We start from the raw sequence: 15,194 nt of genomic DNA, 5'->3' as shown, positions 1-15,194 counted from the left end.
AATTCCCGCCCTGATGCGTTGCCACGAGGGTTACACGATGCCCTGGCTGCGCAGATAGTCTTCGTAGTTGCCGGTAAAGTCGATCACCTTGTTCGGGGTGATTTCCAGAATCCGGGTTGCCAGCGAGCTGACGAACTCACGGTCGTGAGAGACGAAGATCAGCGTGCCTTCGTACATCTCCAGCGCCATGTTCAGCGATTCGATGGATTCCATATCCAGGTGGTTGGTCGGTTCGTCCATCACCAGAATATTCGGGCGCTGCATCATCAGCTTGCCGAACAGCATGCGGCCCTTCTCACCACCGGACAGCACCTTCACGCGCTTCTTGATGTCGTCCTGGCTGAACAGCAAACGGCCCAGCACGCTGCGCACCGCCTGCTCGTCGTCTTTTTCCTGCTTCCACTGGCTCATCCAATCGAATACGCTCAGGGTGTCGTCGAACTCGTATTCGTGATCCTGCGCGTAATAACCGATACGGGCATTTTCCGACCACTTCACGGTGCCGCTGTCCGGCTGCGCATCGCCCACCAGCGTTTTCAGCAGGGTAGTTTTACCGATGCCGTTGGCGCCCAGCACTGCAACCTTCTCGCCCACTTCCACCATCAGGTTCAGCTTGTTGAACAGCGGGCCTTCGTCGAAGCCCTTGGTGAGCGCTTCCACTTCCAACGCGTTACGGAACAGCTTCTTGTCCTGCTCGAAACGGATGAACGGGTTCTGGCGGCTGGAGGCTTTCACCTCTTCCAACTGGATCTTGTCGATCTGGCGAGCGCGCGAGGTGGCCTGCTTGGACTTGGAGGCGTTGGCGCTGAAGCGGCTGACGAACGATTGCAGCTCACTGATCTGCGCTTTTTTCTTGGCGTTGTCCGCCATCAAACGCTCACGCGCCTGGGTGGCGGCGGTCATGTATTCGTCGTAATTGCCCGGATACACGCGCAGCTCGCCGTAGTCCAGATCCGCCATGTGGGTGCAGACCATGTTCAGGAAGTGACGGTCGTGCGAAATGATGATCATGGTGCTGTTGCGCTCGTTCAGCACCTGCTCCAGCCAACGAATGGTGTCGATGTCCAGGTTGTTGGTCGGTTCGTCGAGCAGCAGGATTTCCGGATCGGAGAACAGCGCCTGCGCCAGCAACACCCGCAGCTTGAAGCCCGGCGCGATTTCGCTCATCGGGCCGTAGTGCTGTTCCACCGGAATGCCGACGCCAAGCAGCAGTTCGCCGGCGCGCGCTTCGGCGGTGTAACCGTCCATCTCGCCGTAGGCGACTTCCAGATCGGCCACTTTATAGCCGTCTTCTTCGCTCATCTCCGCCATGGCGTAGATGCGGTCGCGCTCTTCCTTCACCGCCCACAGCTCGGTGTGGCCCATGATCACGGTGTCCAGCACGCTGTATTGTTCGAAGGCGAACTGATCCTGACGCAGTTTACCCAGGCGCTCGTTCGGATCAAGGAACACGTTGCCGCCGGTCGGTGCCAAATCGCCGCCGAGGATTTTCATAAAGGTGGATTTGCCGCAGCCGTTGGCGCCGATCAGGCCGTAACGGTTGCCGCCGCCAAATTTAACAGAGATGTTTTCAAACAACGGCTTGCTGCCGAACTGCATGGTGATGTTGTTGGTGCTTAACACAGCGCTCGCTCTTTATACATAGGGAATGTGATTTGGCGCGCATTATGCCACAACGAGGTTCAGAGATCGCGGGAAGTTTTGGTGACATTTTGAGCGGTGGGTTCACACCGTTTGCCGGTGGACATTGGCTTGCGTACAAAAAGTCTGCTAGATTCGGCGTTTCATATTGAAAAGGATTTCTATGAAAAGCGTAAAGTACAGAATGGACCTATCTAATGTTACAGGGTTCGTTGCAATGGAGAAGATATGGATTATCACGAAATAGCCAACCGAATAGCGCAAGTTATCTTATCCCCTAACGCTGTTATTGGCTTCACACATGGAGTCATTAGCGTACCTGTTGATTTTGGATATCTCGCTTATAGCTATCTCGATACTGGAAATCGATATAGCAATCAAACAGAAAGCATCAGATTAACTAAAGCTATTCGATATGGCATATTAGAGAACCACAATCTAACCAAGAGCATTAAGATCATTATTGATTTATTCAATGGATATATACCGAACAATACACAAAACATAATGTATAGCAAAAGTGTATCTTCTTTAGCTGGGCGAATGATTACCAGTGCAACAATCAGTAGTAAAATTACGACAGCCATTCTACAAACCACCCAATATAGCCGGCTGATCAAACTTAGAAGCGGGGTTATCAGTAGTATTTTATTGATGGGTGGAATGGCAACTCGAAGTATTTACAAATCTAAAGAGCTAAGCAATAAGGATAATATTGTATACAGCAAGCTAAGATATGCCGGTGATTTAGACTTCATCTACTTCTTGATACAGCCCTTTGCCGATCCATTTATTGAAGCAATAGCAGTAAGGCAAAAGCAAGGGCAGGAAGCGTTTGATAAAATCATTTCACTTGTTGAGGATACGTTAAATGGGCATTAAAAAAACATTAGAGAAGGTATTCTTCTCGATCTCTGACATACTGATTCATTTGCTCGGTTCTATTGGCTTTTTATTGTGTATTTACTTCTTTTTCCACTTCGACTCAGTGACTGACAGACTCCTCTATATTGGAGGAACGGTGGCTCTCGCCTGCATCCTTGCCTACTTAATACCCACAAAGAAGCAATAGCTTGCTTAAAACAGAGCAAGCTAACAACTCTCATGGAGCACATATACTAATCTACTACCCCCCATACATTTACAATATGAATAATTGAATGCTAAATGTATATAAAAATTCATCATCTACCTTAATAATCACTGTACTCAGATTGGCTTATGAACAAACCAGTACTAATCATTCTATCCAGAATTATTCAGGGCATTGGGTGCGGCGTTGTGGCCCTCTCGCTATTGGCCATTGCCTGGTTCGTATTTTACTCCGACGACCATTTGCAATCTCTGTGGGTTGCGACCTCCATAGCGGGAGTTTTCTTAGGGTATGTCATTTTCAGGTTTGCGGTTAAAAAGGTATACGATGAAAGTCCTGAGTGAAAGGTGTAGTTAAAATTTAAAAAAATATCATATTGTTCTTAATGCTAATTACTGACTCTCTAGCCGATGATTTGTAATTAACTCAACTATATGCCACACGCAGATTACTATTTTTTCCGACGTATTTACCCCAGATAATCAGATGAGCCAAAGCGACGAAAGTCGCGAAAAACCATTGAAACCTATCTGTGTAGCAAAACCCTTCTCTTTTTATATTAGTTATATTTTTATGTGTTTTTTATTAGTTAAACGACGCTCCTTACCCACACCAATTTTTTCATAAAAACCACCATTAATATCATTAAAAGTTAGTTTCTTACTGCACTGCTGTGGCAAAGCACAAGAATTCTTTTTTATTTTACTAGGTGAGTAACGATCGTTATCACACCTGATTTCCCTGCCCAGTAGGTAAACTCAGCAAGCAAGCCTTTGAAGTTTCTTCCTAATACCTTTAGCTGTTTTTTCATATATATCAAGGTATTTCAATACTATACCTACACTTGAAATTTGACAACCCTTCAACTTTCCTTAAATAAATATTATAGACATTCTTAATACCATCTATTCCAGAGGAATCCAACATGTACATAACCACCTTTCATTGAATAATGGGTGGGACAATTAAAATATAAATAACAATATTTTCATTTAATTTTAAATATGAAACAACACTGTGATGTTATTAACGCTTAACACAGCGCTCGCTCTTTATACATAGGGAATGTGATTTGGCGCGCATTATGCCACAACGAGGTTCAGAGATCGCGGGAAGTTTTGGTGACATTTTGAGCGTTTCCGACGGATGAGCCATACCTGCATTTAATAACGCCAATGAAAGTCACAGGAAGGCTTCACGCAGCAAGCCGTACAATAACTGGAACAAATTCACCAAAAATATTAATTAGCGGTATTAATTAAAATAAAAAATGAATTTCATTCTCGCCAGATACCGCACCAGGTAAGAATAAATCGCACCTGAATACCTCTTGAAAATCATTGATACAGTCAACGCACCTCTATTTAATTCTATTTCTTGCCGACTATCGCCACATATTCTGCTATACGCGACATTTTGTGACCCTCCTCTTAAATGCCAGGATTTTTTCAATGATTAATGCGCTACAGCTCACTAAATCGGCACTAAATCACCTCACTGCCACACATCATAAATCCAAAAAAAACATATAAATACAAAATCTTAAAAAAATCAAACCACCGTTATCCCGTTAATTGATCTCGCATTGCATATGATTGTACATACAAGTATATGTAAAGGAGACGTTGCCATTCTGTTGCCGCTTCGGGCGGCGATTATCGCCGTCCCGGATAATGCCACCACGGCCAGAAAATAATAACAACACACCGTCCACCTATCGCGAGAGATAACGATGAACACTGCTGAAAAAACCTTGCCCAAAAGCCAAACGGCGGAGAAAGGCGCGGTAAATTACAAAGTCATTGTCGGCGCCAGCCTGGGCAACGGCCTGGAGATTTTCGACTTCACCGTGTACAGCTTCTTTGCCGCCATCATCGGCAAACTCTATTTCCCCAGCGACAGCGCCTACGGTTCATTGTTGATGTCGGTGGCGGTGTTCGGCGTCGGCTTTATCATGCGCCCGCTGGGTAGCATGGTGCTGGGCGCCTATGCCGACCGGGTCGGCCGCAAGGCCGCCATGCTGATGACCATCGTGCTGATGGGCGTCGGCACTGCCCTGATCGCCTTCGCGCCGACCCATGCGCAAATCGGCGTTCTGGCGCCGGTGTTGATCGTAGTCGGCCGCCTGATTCAGGGCTTCGCTGCCGGCGGTGAAGTGGGCTCAGCGACTACGCTGCTGCTGGAGTCGGCCGGCGCCAATCAGCGCGGCTTTTTCGTCAGCTGGCAGGCGATCAGCCAGGGCGTCAGCGCCCTGCTCGGCGCCTCTTGTGGGCTGGCGCTCACCTATTTTCTGCCGGAAGAGGCGCTTTATGCCTGGGGCTGGCGCGTGCCGTTCATCATCGGCCTGCTGATCATTCCGGTCGGCGTCTATATCCGTAAGCACCTTGAAGAGACCTACAGCGGCGAACAGCCGGATCGTGCGCGGATACCGCTGAATCCGGTATGGGATCTGGTGAGCAACCATGCTAAAGACCTGTTGCTGGGTGTGCTGGTCATCATGTCCGGCACCGTGATGGTTTATGTTGTGCTGCTTTACATGCCGACCTACATGATGCAGACCTACCACATCGCCGGCCCGACCGCCTATCTGTTCAGCTGCATCGCCTCCGTGGTGCAAATTGTGGCAGTCTATTACGCCGGGCGCTATGTCGATCGGATCCAGAATTACAAAAGGCCGCTGCTGTTCTCGATCTTTGCGGCACTGATCCTGATTTACCCGACCTTCTGGTTCCTCAGCGCCACGCAAACCCTGTGGCTGGCGATTGTTTTCCGCATCCTGCTGATCGGCGCTCTAGGCATCAACATGCTGGCGAGCACCATGCTGATCGTCTCGGCGCTGCCGCGCCACGTGCGCGCCACCGGCACCTCGATGATTTACGCTTTCGGCGTAACGCTGTTTGGCGGATCGGCGCAGCTGATCGTCACCTGGCTGCTGGAGACCAGCGGCAACCCGCTGGCGCCGGCGTGGTACGTGACCGGCATGCTGACCGTCAGCCTGATAGCCACTCTGCTGTTCCGAGAGCGTCATAAAGAATAGCGCATGCTGCCGGGCCACGTGGCTATTGGCTGCCCGGCGTTGGCGTAACGCCCTGTTCCTGCAAGACGGCGATAAACGCCTGCGCGGCGGCGCTGCGGTAAGCGCCTTTGCGCTGCAGCCATACCGCCTGCCGCACCGGCATAGCGTTGGCCAATGCCACTTTTTTCAACTGCCGGTTCTCGCGCGCAATGGCGGCCGGCAGCAGCGTGGCGAGCTGCCCACGCCGCACGATCTCGACGATGGCGCCCAGCGCGTTGGCCTCCACCGCCACCTGCGGCCGAAATCCCAGCTGCGTGCAGTAGCGATCGATAAACTGGCGCGTGGCGAAGTCGCCGCTCAGCAAGGCCAGCGGCAGATGTTGCCACTCCGCCAGCGTCAGCGGCCGGCGATGCGCCGCCAGGGGATGGTCGGCGCCGACCATCAGCTCCAGCGTCTCGCTGAATAACGCCGCCGCTTCCACCTCCGCCGACTGCGCCATCTCGAAGGCAATGCCCAGATCCAGCCGATCCTGCGACAGCAGCGCCTCGATTCGCTCTTGCGCCATCTCCTCAATGCTCAGGGTAATCCCCGGATAGCGGCGGTAGAACGCATCGATCGCCGGCCCCACCAGATAGGCGGTGAAGGTCGGCGTCATCGCCAGCCGCAAATGGCCGCGCGCCAGCGTCGCCACGTCATGGATCGCCCGCGCGCCGGCGTCCAGATCCTGCAGCGCCAGCCGCGCATAGCGCATCCACGCCTCACCGGCGTCGGTCAGGCGCACGGCTCTGCCGCTGCGATCGAACAGCGGCGCCCCCAGTGTGTCTTCCAGCTGCTTGATCTGTTGAGACAGCGTCGGTTGCGAGACGTGCAGCACTTCGGCGGCGCGGGTGAAGTTGCCCTGTTCAGCAACGGCCAGAAAATAACGGATGTGTCGCAGCAGCATGGCGCCCCAGCTATTAGTAAAACCTATAGCTGGCATTATAAATGGGTCTTAGACCCTATAGCCAGAAGCGTTCATCATGCCGCCATCGCATAACGACACCCAATGGAGAAACGGATGAAAGAGGTGATTGAAGGCTTCCTGAAATTCCAGCGCGAAGCCTTTGTTGAACGCACGGCGCTGTTTCAGCAGTTGGCGACCCGCCAAAACCCGCGCACCCTGTTTATCTCATGTTCCGACAGCCGCCTGGTGCCAGAGCTGGTCACCCAGCGCGAGCCGGGCGATCTGTTCGTGATCCGCAACGCCGGTAACATCGTGCCTTCTTTCGGCCCCGAACCCGGCGGGGTTACCGCCTCGGTCGAGTACGCCGTCGCCGCGCTGGGCGTGGAGGATATCGTGATCTGCGGCCATTCCGACTGCGGCGCGATGACCGCCATCGCCACCTGCCAGTGTCTGGAGCACCTGCCGACGGTCGCCGGCTGGCTGCGTTACGCCGATTCCGCGAAGGCGGTCAATCAGGCTTATCCGCACGCCTCCGATGAGGCCCGGGTCGCGTCGATGGTGCGCGAAAACGTCGTCGCCCAGCTCAACAACATCAAAACGCACCCTTCCGTCGCCCTGGCGCTGGATCAGGGCCGCCTGACGCTGCACGGCTGGGTCTATGACATCGCCAGCGGCGCTATCGAGGCGCTGGACGGCGAAACCCGCCGCTTCGTGCCGCTCACCACCCATCCCGACGTGACCGCCACCCCGGCGATCGCCCGCTTTTAAGCCAACAAAAGGAGCTAACATGACACACTCTCTGCACAATGCCGCCCCGCGCTCAGCGCTCACCGACACCATCATGGCCGCCAAGATCCGCCATAACCTGACTTTCGACGCGCTGGCCGAGGGCACGGGTCTCAGCCTGGCGTTCGTCACCGCCGCGCTGCTGGGGCAGCATGCGCTGCCGGAACCGGCGGCGCGCACGGTCGCGGCCAAGCTGGGGCTGGACGAAGAGGCGGTGCTGCTGCTGCAAACCATCCCGCTGCGCGGCAGCATTCCTGGCGGCGTGCCGACCGATCCGACCATTTATCGCTTCTATGAAATGCTGCAGGTTTACGGTTCCACGCTGAAAGCGCTGGTGCACGAGCAGTTCGGCGACGGCATCATCAGCGCCATCAACTTCAAGCTGGATATCAAAAAGGTCGCCGATCCGGACGGCGGCGAACGTGCGGTGATCACCCTGGACGGCAAATACCTGCCGACCAAGCCTTTCTAATTGGCCTTTCGCCGGCGGCCCGCCGCCGCCGGCAAATTGACAGCCAACCGGCCATTGGCTACATTATCTGCGCTGAAACGCCGCCCTGGCGTTTTTCACTGCCCGAGGCCTGTATGTTGGAGATTGTAACCACCCGATAGTCGCTTCCTTGCCGTATGGCGAGGGACTCTGACGTATCCGACGCGCGTTTGCGCGGGGATGCGCGTATCTGGGGTTATTACAGGATCTCCCAACATGAACATTTCCAAAGCGGAACAACGCGTGCTGCACGTGTTGGCCAAAGGCGGCTATATCGCCTTCACCCGCAACGACGCCGGTCGCGTCACCCACGTCGAATGCTACACCCGCGAAGGGCTCGGCCTGGCCGACTGCTCGCTGGCCGTCTTCACCAAGCTCAAAACCAAACGCCTGATCCTCTCTCGCCAGGGGCGCCCTTATCGCGTCACCTTCGCCGGGCTCAAGGCCGTGCGTGCGCAGCTGGATAACCGTTAATCATCGATACCGGCCGGGCAGGCAGCCCGGTCGACTCAGCCTTGTTGATCAGGAGACAACCATGAACATCACTTTACGCCACGAAACGCCGGCCGACGTCGGCGCCATCGCCACCCTGACCGCCGCCGCGTTCCTGCATGTCGAACACAGCAGCCACACCGAGCAGTTTATCGTCAACGCGCTGCGTGCGGCAGGCGCTCTCACCCTGTCGCTGGTCGCTGAGCACAATGGCACACCGATCGGGCACGCGTCCGTCTCACCGGTCGTGCTCAGCAACGGCGGCGCCGGTTGGTACGGGCTGGCGCCGGTGTCGGTGCTGCCGGCCTGTCAGAGCCGGGGGATCGGCAGCCGGCTGATCCGCCAGCTATTGGCCGAACTGCAAGAACGGCACGCCGCAGGCTGCGTGGTGCTGGGCGATCCGAACTATTACGGCCGTTTCGGCTTCCTGGCGCAAACGGCGCTGACCCTGCCGGGCGTGCCGCAAGACTACTTCCGCGCCATCACCTTCCAGGGCGCGCTGCCGTGTGCAGAAGTCGCCTTCCACAACGCGTTTAACGCCGAAGCCTAACCCTGTTGCCGGCGCCGTCATGGCGCCGGTTTTCAGTCCTGTTCGCCATAACGCAAGACGGTCATCCCTTCCTCTTCCGCCGGGGGAACAAAGTACTGTGCCAGGCGCTCAAACTCCGTTTCGCTCAGTGTAAACGGATGCTCGCCGCGCGCGTTTCTCAGCGTTATCCGGCTCAGGCACTGCGCATGGCTGACGTCGAGAAAGTGCAGGCAGTGTGCAACACCGGCCTCCTCCGCCAATGCTTTGGCCCAGCGCCGCCTGTCCGGCGTATTCATCGGGAAATCGAGCGCCACGGACCAGCCGCCGCGCAGCAGCTGAACGAGGTGCCCGCCCAACGCCCGCCGCAACCGGTCGGAACAGCGCGCATAGTCTTGCAGGCTGGCCATCTCCTGTTCATACAGCGTCGCCAGCCACGCATCTTCGACCAGCAACAGCGTTTGCGGTTGCTGCGCCAAACGCTGCGCCAGCGTCGATTTGCCTGCGCCGGCCTTGCCGCACATCAGGTGTAAAACTGCAGGGTAGGTTTTCATGGCGTTCTCCGGTCGTTGCCGGAAGGGGATAAAAAAACCCGCCTGCCGGCGGGTTTTTATTGGCGACACACGCGCTATCCCACCCTTTGGAGAAGGGTGATAATAATTTGCGCGAATGGGCGATAGGATTTTTTCATAACTAATGAATATGACAACCGTGCGCCGTTGTCAATTCGCCGTCATCAATCCCTGTTCTCGCACAAACTCGGTGAATAAACTCACTTTCTGCTGCACATGCCGGCGCGTCGGGTAAACCGCGAAGACCTGATGCGCTTCGGCAATCTGTTCAGGGAACAACCGCACCAGCCTGCCGGCGGCGATTTCGGGATCCGCCACGAACGACGGCAGCGAACCGATGCCCAGTCCCGCCACCAGCATATCCCGCAGCATCAGGCTGTTGTTGGCGATCAACCGGGGAGTGAACGTCACGCTCAGGCTCTCCTCGCCGGCGGTGAACTGCCACTGCCCCGGCCTTTCCGCCAGGGAATAGGCCAGACAGCTGTGCCGCTGCAAGTCATTCGGCGTTTGCGGCACACCGTGCTGTGCCAAATAGCCGGGCGCGGCGCAAATTCGCTGGTGCACTTCACCCAGCGCCCGGGCGCTGAGGGAAGAATCCGGCAGCCGTCGGCGAATGCGCAGGGAAATATCGAAACCGGCCGCCACCACGTCCAATACCCTGTCGTCCAGCGTCAGTTCCACCTGCAGCTGCGGGTAACGTTGCATAAACGGCGGCAGCAGCGGCGACAGCACCGTCAGGCCGAACGAAAGCGGCGCATTGACCCGCAGCGTGCCGGAGACCTGCTGCGCGCTGGCGGCAACCGTCTGCTCCAGCGCGTCGAACTCGCCGAGCAATCGGCAGGCTTCCTGGTAATAGAGCTGCCCGGCTTCGGTCAGGCTCATGCTGCGAGTGGTGCGCACCAGCAACAGCGTCCCCAACCGGTTCTCTAACTGCTTAATCTGCTTGCTCAACGCCGCCGGCGTGATCGCCAGATCCTCCGCCGCCTTATAGAAACTGTTGCGCTCAACCACGCGGCGAAAGGCGCGCATCGTCAGTAGCACGTCCACATTATGTCCCATAAGTTAATTATTAATTCAGTAAACCATAGATTATTAACCAAATAAACAACAGTAGACTTTATTCAACCGCTTCCCTGAGTGTGAAGTGAATTTAATGTACTGATAAAAATGGAGTTAATAATGAAAAAGACCCTGTTCGCCCTGATGCTCGGCCTGAGCGCCGCCACCGCCCCCGTCGCCGCGCTGGCGCAATCCCCCGCCGCCGACAGCCGCCAGGCGGGTTATGTGCAACCGCTGACCGCCGACAACAGTCTGCTGCTGCTGGTCGATCTGCAGGACATGTTCGGCATGACCATTTCCTCTATCGATCAAACCAATCTGGTGAATAACGCCGCCGGTATCGCCAAGGCCGCCAAGGTGTTCAACGTGCCGACCATTCTGGCCTCGGCTAACGCCAAAAGTTTCGCCGGGCCGGTATTCCAGCAAGTGACGCAGGCACGCCCGGATCTGCAGGTGTACGATCGCACCGCCATCAACGTCTGGCAGGATCGGCGCGTGGTGGATCTGATCAAACAATCCGGCCGCAAGAAAATCATCATCGGCGGGCTGTGGACCGCCAGCTGCGTGATGCTGCCGGCGCTGTCCGCCCTGGGCGAGGATTATGAGGTTTATATCCTGTCGGACGTCACCGGCGACATTACGCCAGACAGCCAAAACAACGCCATGCAGCGTCTGATACAGGCGGGCGCCACCCCTATCAACTGGGTGGCATTAATGCTGGAATGGCAGCAGGACTGGAGCCGCAAGGCCACGGCGGGGGGCGTATTGCAGATCGCCCGCGACCACGGCGCCGCCTGGGGAATGGGTGCCAGCTACGCCGGAGCAATGAAAGTGGGCAGCGAAGCGAAATAACAGACGAAAGCCCGCCGCCGGCGGGCTTTTTTCAGGTGTGGTGATAACAACGGCTATCCTGTGGCGCCTGATCGCGACTCTCCAACCCGTAATCCCGCACCACCTCCGCCACCCGCAGCCGGTACTGCGCCAGCACCTCGCCACGGCCGCGCGCCTGCGCCGCCCGGTGCTGCTCGAGATTGCGCCACTGCTGCACCGCCGCCTCGTCGCGCCAGAAGGAGAGCGACAGCAGGCGCGCAGGATCGGCCAGGCTTTGAAAACGCTCGATGGAAATGAATCCGTCGATCTGCGCCAACAGCGGCTTCAGCTCCGCCGCCAGCGCCAGATAGGTATCACGCTGCCCATCGGCGGCCTGCAGTTCAAAAATCACGGCGATCATTATCGTTTCCTCTCAACGGTAACATTCAGGTACGCGCACATTGTAGCCACCGCACCCATTCCAACGCCCGCTCATCAATATCCAGCGAACACAGACGCACTGGCCCAGAGTGCGACCACCACAGGCTAGCAATGGACGCGCAGTCATACTTCGTCTAACCTCGAAGTATGCATGACATCGACATAGAAGATCGTTTAGCGGCGCTGAGCGCCGCCATCGCCGACCGCACCCGGGCGCGCATGCTGTGCCTGTTGATGGATGGGCGCGCCTACACCGCCACCGAGCTCAGCGCGGCGGTCGAGGTCGCCCCGTCCACCGCCAGCGCGCATCTGGCGAAACTGCTGGAGCAGCGGCTGCTCGCCTGCGTCAAACAGGGGCGCTACCGCTATTTCAGGCTGGCCGGCCAGCCGGTGGCCGACGCGCTGGAAGGCCTGATGGCGCTGGCGGGCGTACCGCGCCCGTCGGTGAAAAGCAGCACGCCCACCACGCTGCAATATGCCCGCACCTGCTACGACCACATGGCGGGCGAGGTGGCGGTGAAGCTGCACGATCGGCTACGTGCGCTGAACTGGCTGACCGGTGAGGAAGACTACCGGTTAAGCGACGCCGGTCAGGCCGCGCTGGTGCGGCTGGGCGTCGATTGCTCCCCCGCCCCCACCCGCCGCCGCTTCGCCTGCGGCTGCCTGGACTGGAGCGAACGCCGCTCTCACCTCGGTGGCACACTGGGCGCCGCGCTGTTGGCCGCTTTTATTCAACGCGGCTGGATCGTCCGCCGGCTCGACAGCCGCGAGCTGCAGCTGACCCCCGCCGGTAAAAAAGCGCTGGCCGCACATTTTGAGCTCACGGTGTAACCCGGCGGCGGGGTAGTTTTACTGCAATACTCAAGGGGTACGCTTAAGCGACCCCGCCAACCCGAGGAGTTTCCATGCTCGATTCCACCCAATTCCCGATCGTCAAACGCTGGCCGGCTCAGCACCCGGAACGGCTGCAGCTCTACTCTCTGCCGACGCCGAACGGTGTCAAAGTGTCCATCATGCTGGAAGAGATCGGCCTGCCTTATGAAGCGCACCTGATCGACATCGGCAACAACGAAACCTGGACGCCGGAATTTCTGGCGCTGAACCCGAACGGCAAGATCCCGGCGATCATCGATCCCGATGGCCCCGGCGGCCGGCCGCTGCCGCTGTTCGAATCCGGCGCCATTCTGCTCTACCTGGCGGAAAAGAGCGGCCGTTTCCTTCCGCAGGATCCGGCGCAGCGTTACGAAACCATTCAGTGGGTGTTCTTCCAGATGGCCGCCGTCGGCCCGATGTTTGGCCAGCTCGGTTTCTTCCACAAATTCGCCGGGCGCGAGTATGAAGACAAACGGCCGCTGGAGCGCTACACAAACGAATCGAAACGCCTGCTCGGCGTGCTGGAAACGCGCCTGGAGGGCCGCGATTGGATCATGGGCGCGGACTACACCATCGCCGATATCTCGCTGCTGGGCTGGGTGCGTAACCTGATCGGCTTTTATGAGGCGCGCGAGCTGGTGGCGTTCGACAGTTTCCCGCGCGTCGCGCAGTGGCTGGAGCGCGGTCTGGCGCGGCCGGCGGTACAGCGTGGGCTGGCTATCCCGGCGCGCGCGGCCTGACGCCAAACGGGGTGGCCGCCGGGCCATCCCGTCTTTCGCTGTCATAAAATTGTCATCCCTCTGCTCTACTCTCCTTTCGTAACAATTTGATGTTATTTACATTGTTGTATTACGACAAGGAGCTTACCCCATGCAACCTGCTGTATCCCTGATCGCCGGCGCCGTGCTGTCCGCCCTGCTCTGTTCCTCCGCCACCGCGACGGAAACCTCAGCCAATGCCGATGGCCTGACCGAGCGCGCCGCGCGCGGCACCCTCACCGAGCCGGGCGGCGCCCGTCGCCTGGCCGGCGATCAGACCGCCGCGCTGAAGGCGTCGCTGTCGGACAAAACGGTGAAAAACGTGATCCTGCTGATCGGCGACGGCATGGGGGATTCCGAGATCACCGCCGCGCGTAACTACGCCGAAGGTGCCGGCGGTTACTTCAAGGGCATCGACGCCCTGCCGCTGACCGGGCAATACACCCACTACTCGCTGGACAAGAAAACCCACAAGCCGGATTACGTGACCGACTCCGCCGCCTCCGCCACCGCCTGGGCCACCGGGGTGAAAACCTATAACGGCGCGCTCGGCGTCGACGTAAACGGCAAAGACCAACCAACGCTGCTGGAGATCGCCAAGGCGGCCGGCAAGGCCACCGGCAACGTCTCCACCGCCGAACTGCAGGACGCCACGCCGGCGGCGCTGGTGTCGCACGTCACCTCGCGCAAATGCTACGGCCCGCAGGAAACCAGCGAGAAATGCGCCGCTAACGCGCTGGAAAACGGCGGCCGCGGCTCCATCACCGAGCAACTGCTGAAAACTCGCGCCGACGTCACGCTGGGCGGCGGCGCGAAGTCCTTCAATCAGCTGGCGAAAAGCGGCGAATGGCAAGGAAAATCGCTGAAGGATCAGGCAGCAGCGCAGGGTTATCAGTGGGTGAGCAACGCGGATGAGCTGCAGGCCGTTACCCTGGCCAATCAGCAAAAGCCGCTGCTGGGCCTGTTCGCCGACGGCAACATGCCGGTGCGCTGGCTGGGGCCGAAAGCCAGCTATCACGGCAACCTCGACAAGCCGGCGGTAACCTGCGAAGACAACCCGGCGCGCACCGCGGCCACGCCAACGCTGGCGGCGATGACCGAAAAAGCGATCGCGCTGCTGAAAGACAACCCGAACGGCTTCTTCCTGCAGGTAGAGGGCGCGTCGATCGATAAGCAGGATCACGCCGCCAACCCGTGCGGGCAGATTGGTGAAACCGTCGATCTGGACGAAGCGGTGCAAAAAGCGCTGGCCTTCGCCCGCGCCGACGGCAACACGCTGGTGATCGTCACCGCCGACCACGCGCACGCCAGCCAGATCGTCGCTGCCGACGCCAAAGCGCCGGGCCTGACCCAGACACTGACCACCAAAGACGGCGCGCCGATGACCCTCAGCTACGGCAACTCGGAAGAGGAATCGCAGGGGCACACCGGCACCCAGCTGCGCGTCGCGGCCTATGGCCCGCACGCCGCCAACGTGGTGGGGTTGACCGATCAGACCGATCTGTTCTTCACCATGCGCGATGCGATGGGCATCAAGTAACCACCTTGTGAATCATGGCCGCCCGTAGCGGCGGCCATTTATTATTGGTTACCGATGTATATTTGCAATTTAACCGCAATTATTGTGTGATAACGAAATAACGTTTAATTGCGCGGCAATTAGCCCCTGAAAATAACGCGGTTATACGGCCCTT

At 57.5% G+C, this 15,194-nt stretch carries 15 protein-coding genes; 10 read left to right on the top strand and 5 right to left on the bottom strand.

Annotation, left to right across the window (positions count from 1 at the left end; translation table 11 throughout):
• Positions 1-30: 30 nt before the first annotated feature.
• Positions 31-1,623: an ABC-F family ATPase gene (locus QDT79_RS11830; protein ID WP_107227436.1), complete on the bottom strand. Its 1,593-nt coding sequence runs from the start codon at positions 1,621-1,623 to the stop codon at positions 31-33.
• 246 nt (positions 1,624-1,869) lie between these two features.
• On the opposite strand from QDT79_RS11830, the gene QDT79_RS11825 reads away from it, so the two are divergent.
• Together QDT79_RS11825 and QDT79_RS11820 are read left to right on the top strand one after the other, a co-directional pair.
• Positions 1,870-2,523 carry an Ssp6 family T6SS pore-forming effector gene (locus QDT79_RS11825; RefSeq protein ID WP_063988859.1) on the top strand — a complete coding sequence of 218 codons (654 nt, stop codon included), beginning with the start codon at positions 1,870-1,872 and terminating at the stop codon, positions 2,521-2,523.
• 1,943 nt (positions 2,524-4,466) lie between these two features.
• Positions 4,467-5,771, top strand: a complete 1,305-nt coding sequence (locus QDT79_RS11820) for an MFS transporter (protein ID WP_063988856.1) — start codon at positions 4,467-4,469, stop codon at positions 5,769-5,771.
• Between the two features lie 22 nt (positions 5,772-5,793).
• Here the strand turns inward: QDT79_RS11820 and cynR are convergent, their stop codons facing one another.
• Entirely contained in the window at positions 5,794-6,693 is a 900-nt protein-coding gene (gene cynR / locus QDT79_RS11815; RefSeq protein WP_063988855.1) for a transcriptional regulator CynR, read from the bottom strand.
• 114 nt (positions 6,694-6,807) lie between these two features.
• Between cynR and QDT79_RS11810 the strand changes: the two genes are divergently transcribed.
• From QDT79_RS11810 to QDT79_RS11795, 4 genes are all read left to right on the top strand, one after another.
• Positions 6,808-7,461, top strand: a complete 654-nt coding sequence (locus tag QDT79_RS11810) for a carbonic anhydrase (RefSeq protein ID WP_063988854.1) — start codon at positions 6,808-6,810, stop codon at positions 7,459-7,461.
• A 19-nt stretch (positions 7,462-7,480) separates the two neighbouring features.
• Positions 7,481-7,951: a cyanase gene (gene cynS / locus QDT79_RS11805; protein WP_063988853.1), complete on the top strand. Its 471-nt coding sequence runs from the start codon at positions 7,481-7,483 to the stop codon at positions 7,949-7,951.
• A gap of 234 nt (positions 7,952-8,185) precedes the next feature.
• Positions 8,186-8,443, top strand: a complete 258-nt coding sequence (locus QDT79_RS11800) for a YjhX family toxin (RefSeq protein ID WP_004939031.1) — start codon at positions 8,186-8,188, stop codon at positions 8,441-8,443.
• A 61-nt stretch (positions 8,444-8,504) separates the two neighbouring features.
• Positions 8,505-9,011, top strand: a complete 507-nt coding sequence (locus QDT79_RS11795) for a GNAT family N-acetyltransferase (protein ID WP_063988852.1) — start codon at positions 8,505-8,507, stop codon at positions 9,009-9,011.
• Between the two features lie 32 nt (positions 9,012-9,043).
• Here the strand turns inward: QDT79_RS11795 and QDT79_RS11790 are convergent, their stop codons facing one another.
• Entirely contained in the window at positions 9,044-9,541 is a 498-nt protein-coding gene (locus QDT79_RS11790; protein ID WP_063988851.1) for a P-loop nucleotide/nucleoside kinase family protein, read from the bottom strand.
• A 168-nt stretch (positions 9,542-9,709) separates the two neighbouring features.
• A complete protein-coding gene (locus tag QDT79_RS11785; protein ID WP_253718941.1) occupies positions 9,710-10,618 on the bottom strand; it encodes a LysR family transcriptional regulator in 909 nt (302 codons plus the stop codon).
• A 120-nt stretch (positions 10,619-10,738) separates the two neighbouring features.
• Between QDT79_RS11785 and QDT79_RS11780 the strand changes: the two genes are divergently transcribed.
• Positions 10,739-11,470, top strand: a complete 732-nt coding sequence (locus tag QDT79_RS11780) for an isochorismatase family protein (RefSeq protein ID WP_080473366.1) — start codon at positions 10,739-10,741, stop codon at positions 11,468-11,470.
• Positions 11,471-11,501: 31 nt separating this feature from the next.
• On the opposite strand, the gene QDT79_RS11775 is transcribed toward QDT79_RS11780, so the two are convergent.
• Positions 11,502-11,849: an antibiotic biosynthesis monooxygenase family protein gene (locus QDT79_RS11775; protein WP_063988849.1), complete on the bottom strand. Its 348-nt coding sequence runs from the start codon at positions 11,847-11,849 to the stop codon at positions 11,502-11,504.
• Between the two features lie 167 nt (positions 11,850-12,016).
• Here QDT79_RS11775 and QDT79_RS11770 point away from each other — a divergent pair, with 167 nt between their 5' ends.
• The 3 genes from QDT79_RS11770 to phoA all read left to right on the top strand — a co-directional run bounded on the left by QDT79_RS11770 (position 12,017) and on the right by phoA (position 15,040).
• Complete coding sequence (locus QDT79_RS11770) at positions 12,017-12,700, top strand: ArsR/SmtB family transcription factor (protein ID WP_308316530.1); 684 nt, start codon at positions 12,017-12,019, stop codon at positions 12,698-12,700.
• Positions 12,701-12,774: 74 nt separating this feature from the next.
• Positions 12,775-13,482: a glutathione S-transferase N-terminal domain-containing protein gene (locus tag QDT79_RS11765; protein ID WP_063988847.1), complete on the top strand. Its 708-nt coding sequence runs from the start codon at positions 12,775-12,777 to the stop codon at positions 13,480-13,482.
• A 130-nt stretch (positions 13,483-13,612) separates the two neighbouring features.
• On the top strand, positions 13,613-15,040 hold the full coding sequence (gene phoA / locus QDT79_RS11760; protein WP_063988846.1) for an alkaline phosphatase: 1,428 nt from the start codon (positions 13,613-13,615) through the stop codon (positions 15,038-15,040).
• Positions 15,041-15,194: the final 154 nt, after the last annotated feature.

Source organism: Serratia marcescens, from assembly GCF_029846115.1.
Lineage (GTDB): Bacteria > Pseudomonadota > Gammaproteobacteria > Enterobacterales > Enterobacteriaceae > Serratia > Serratia marcescens_L.
This window is presented reverse-complemented; position numbering and strand designations above follow the sequence as displayed.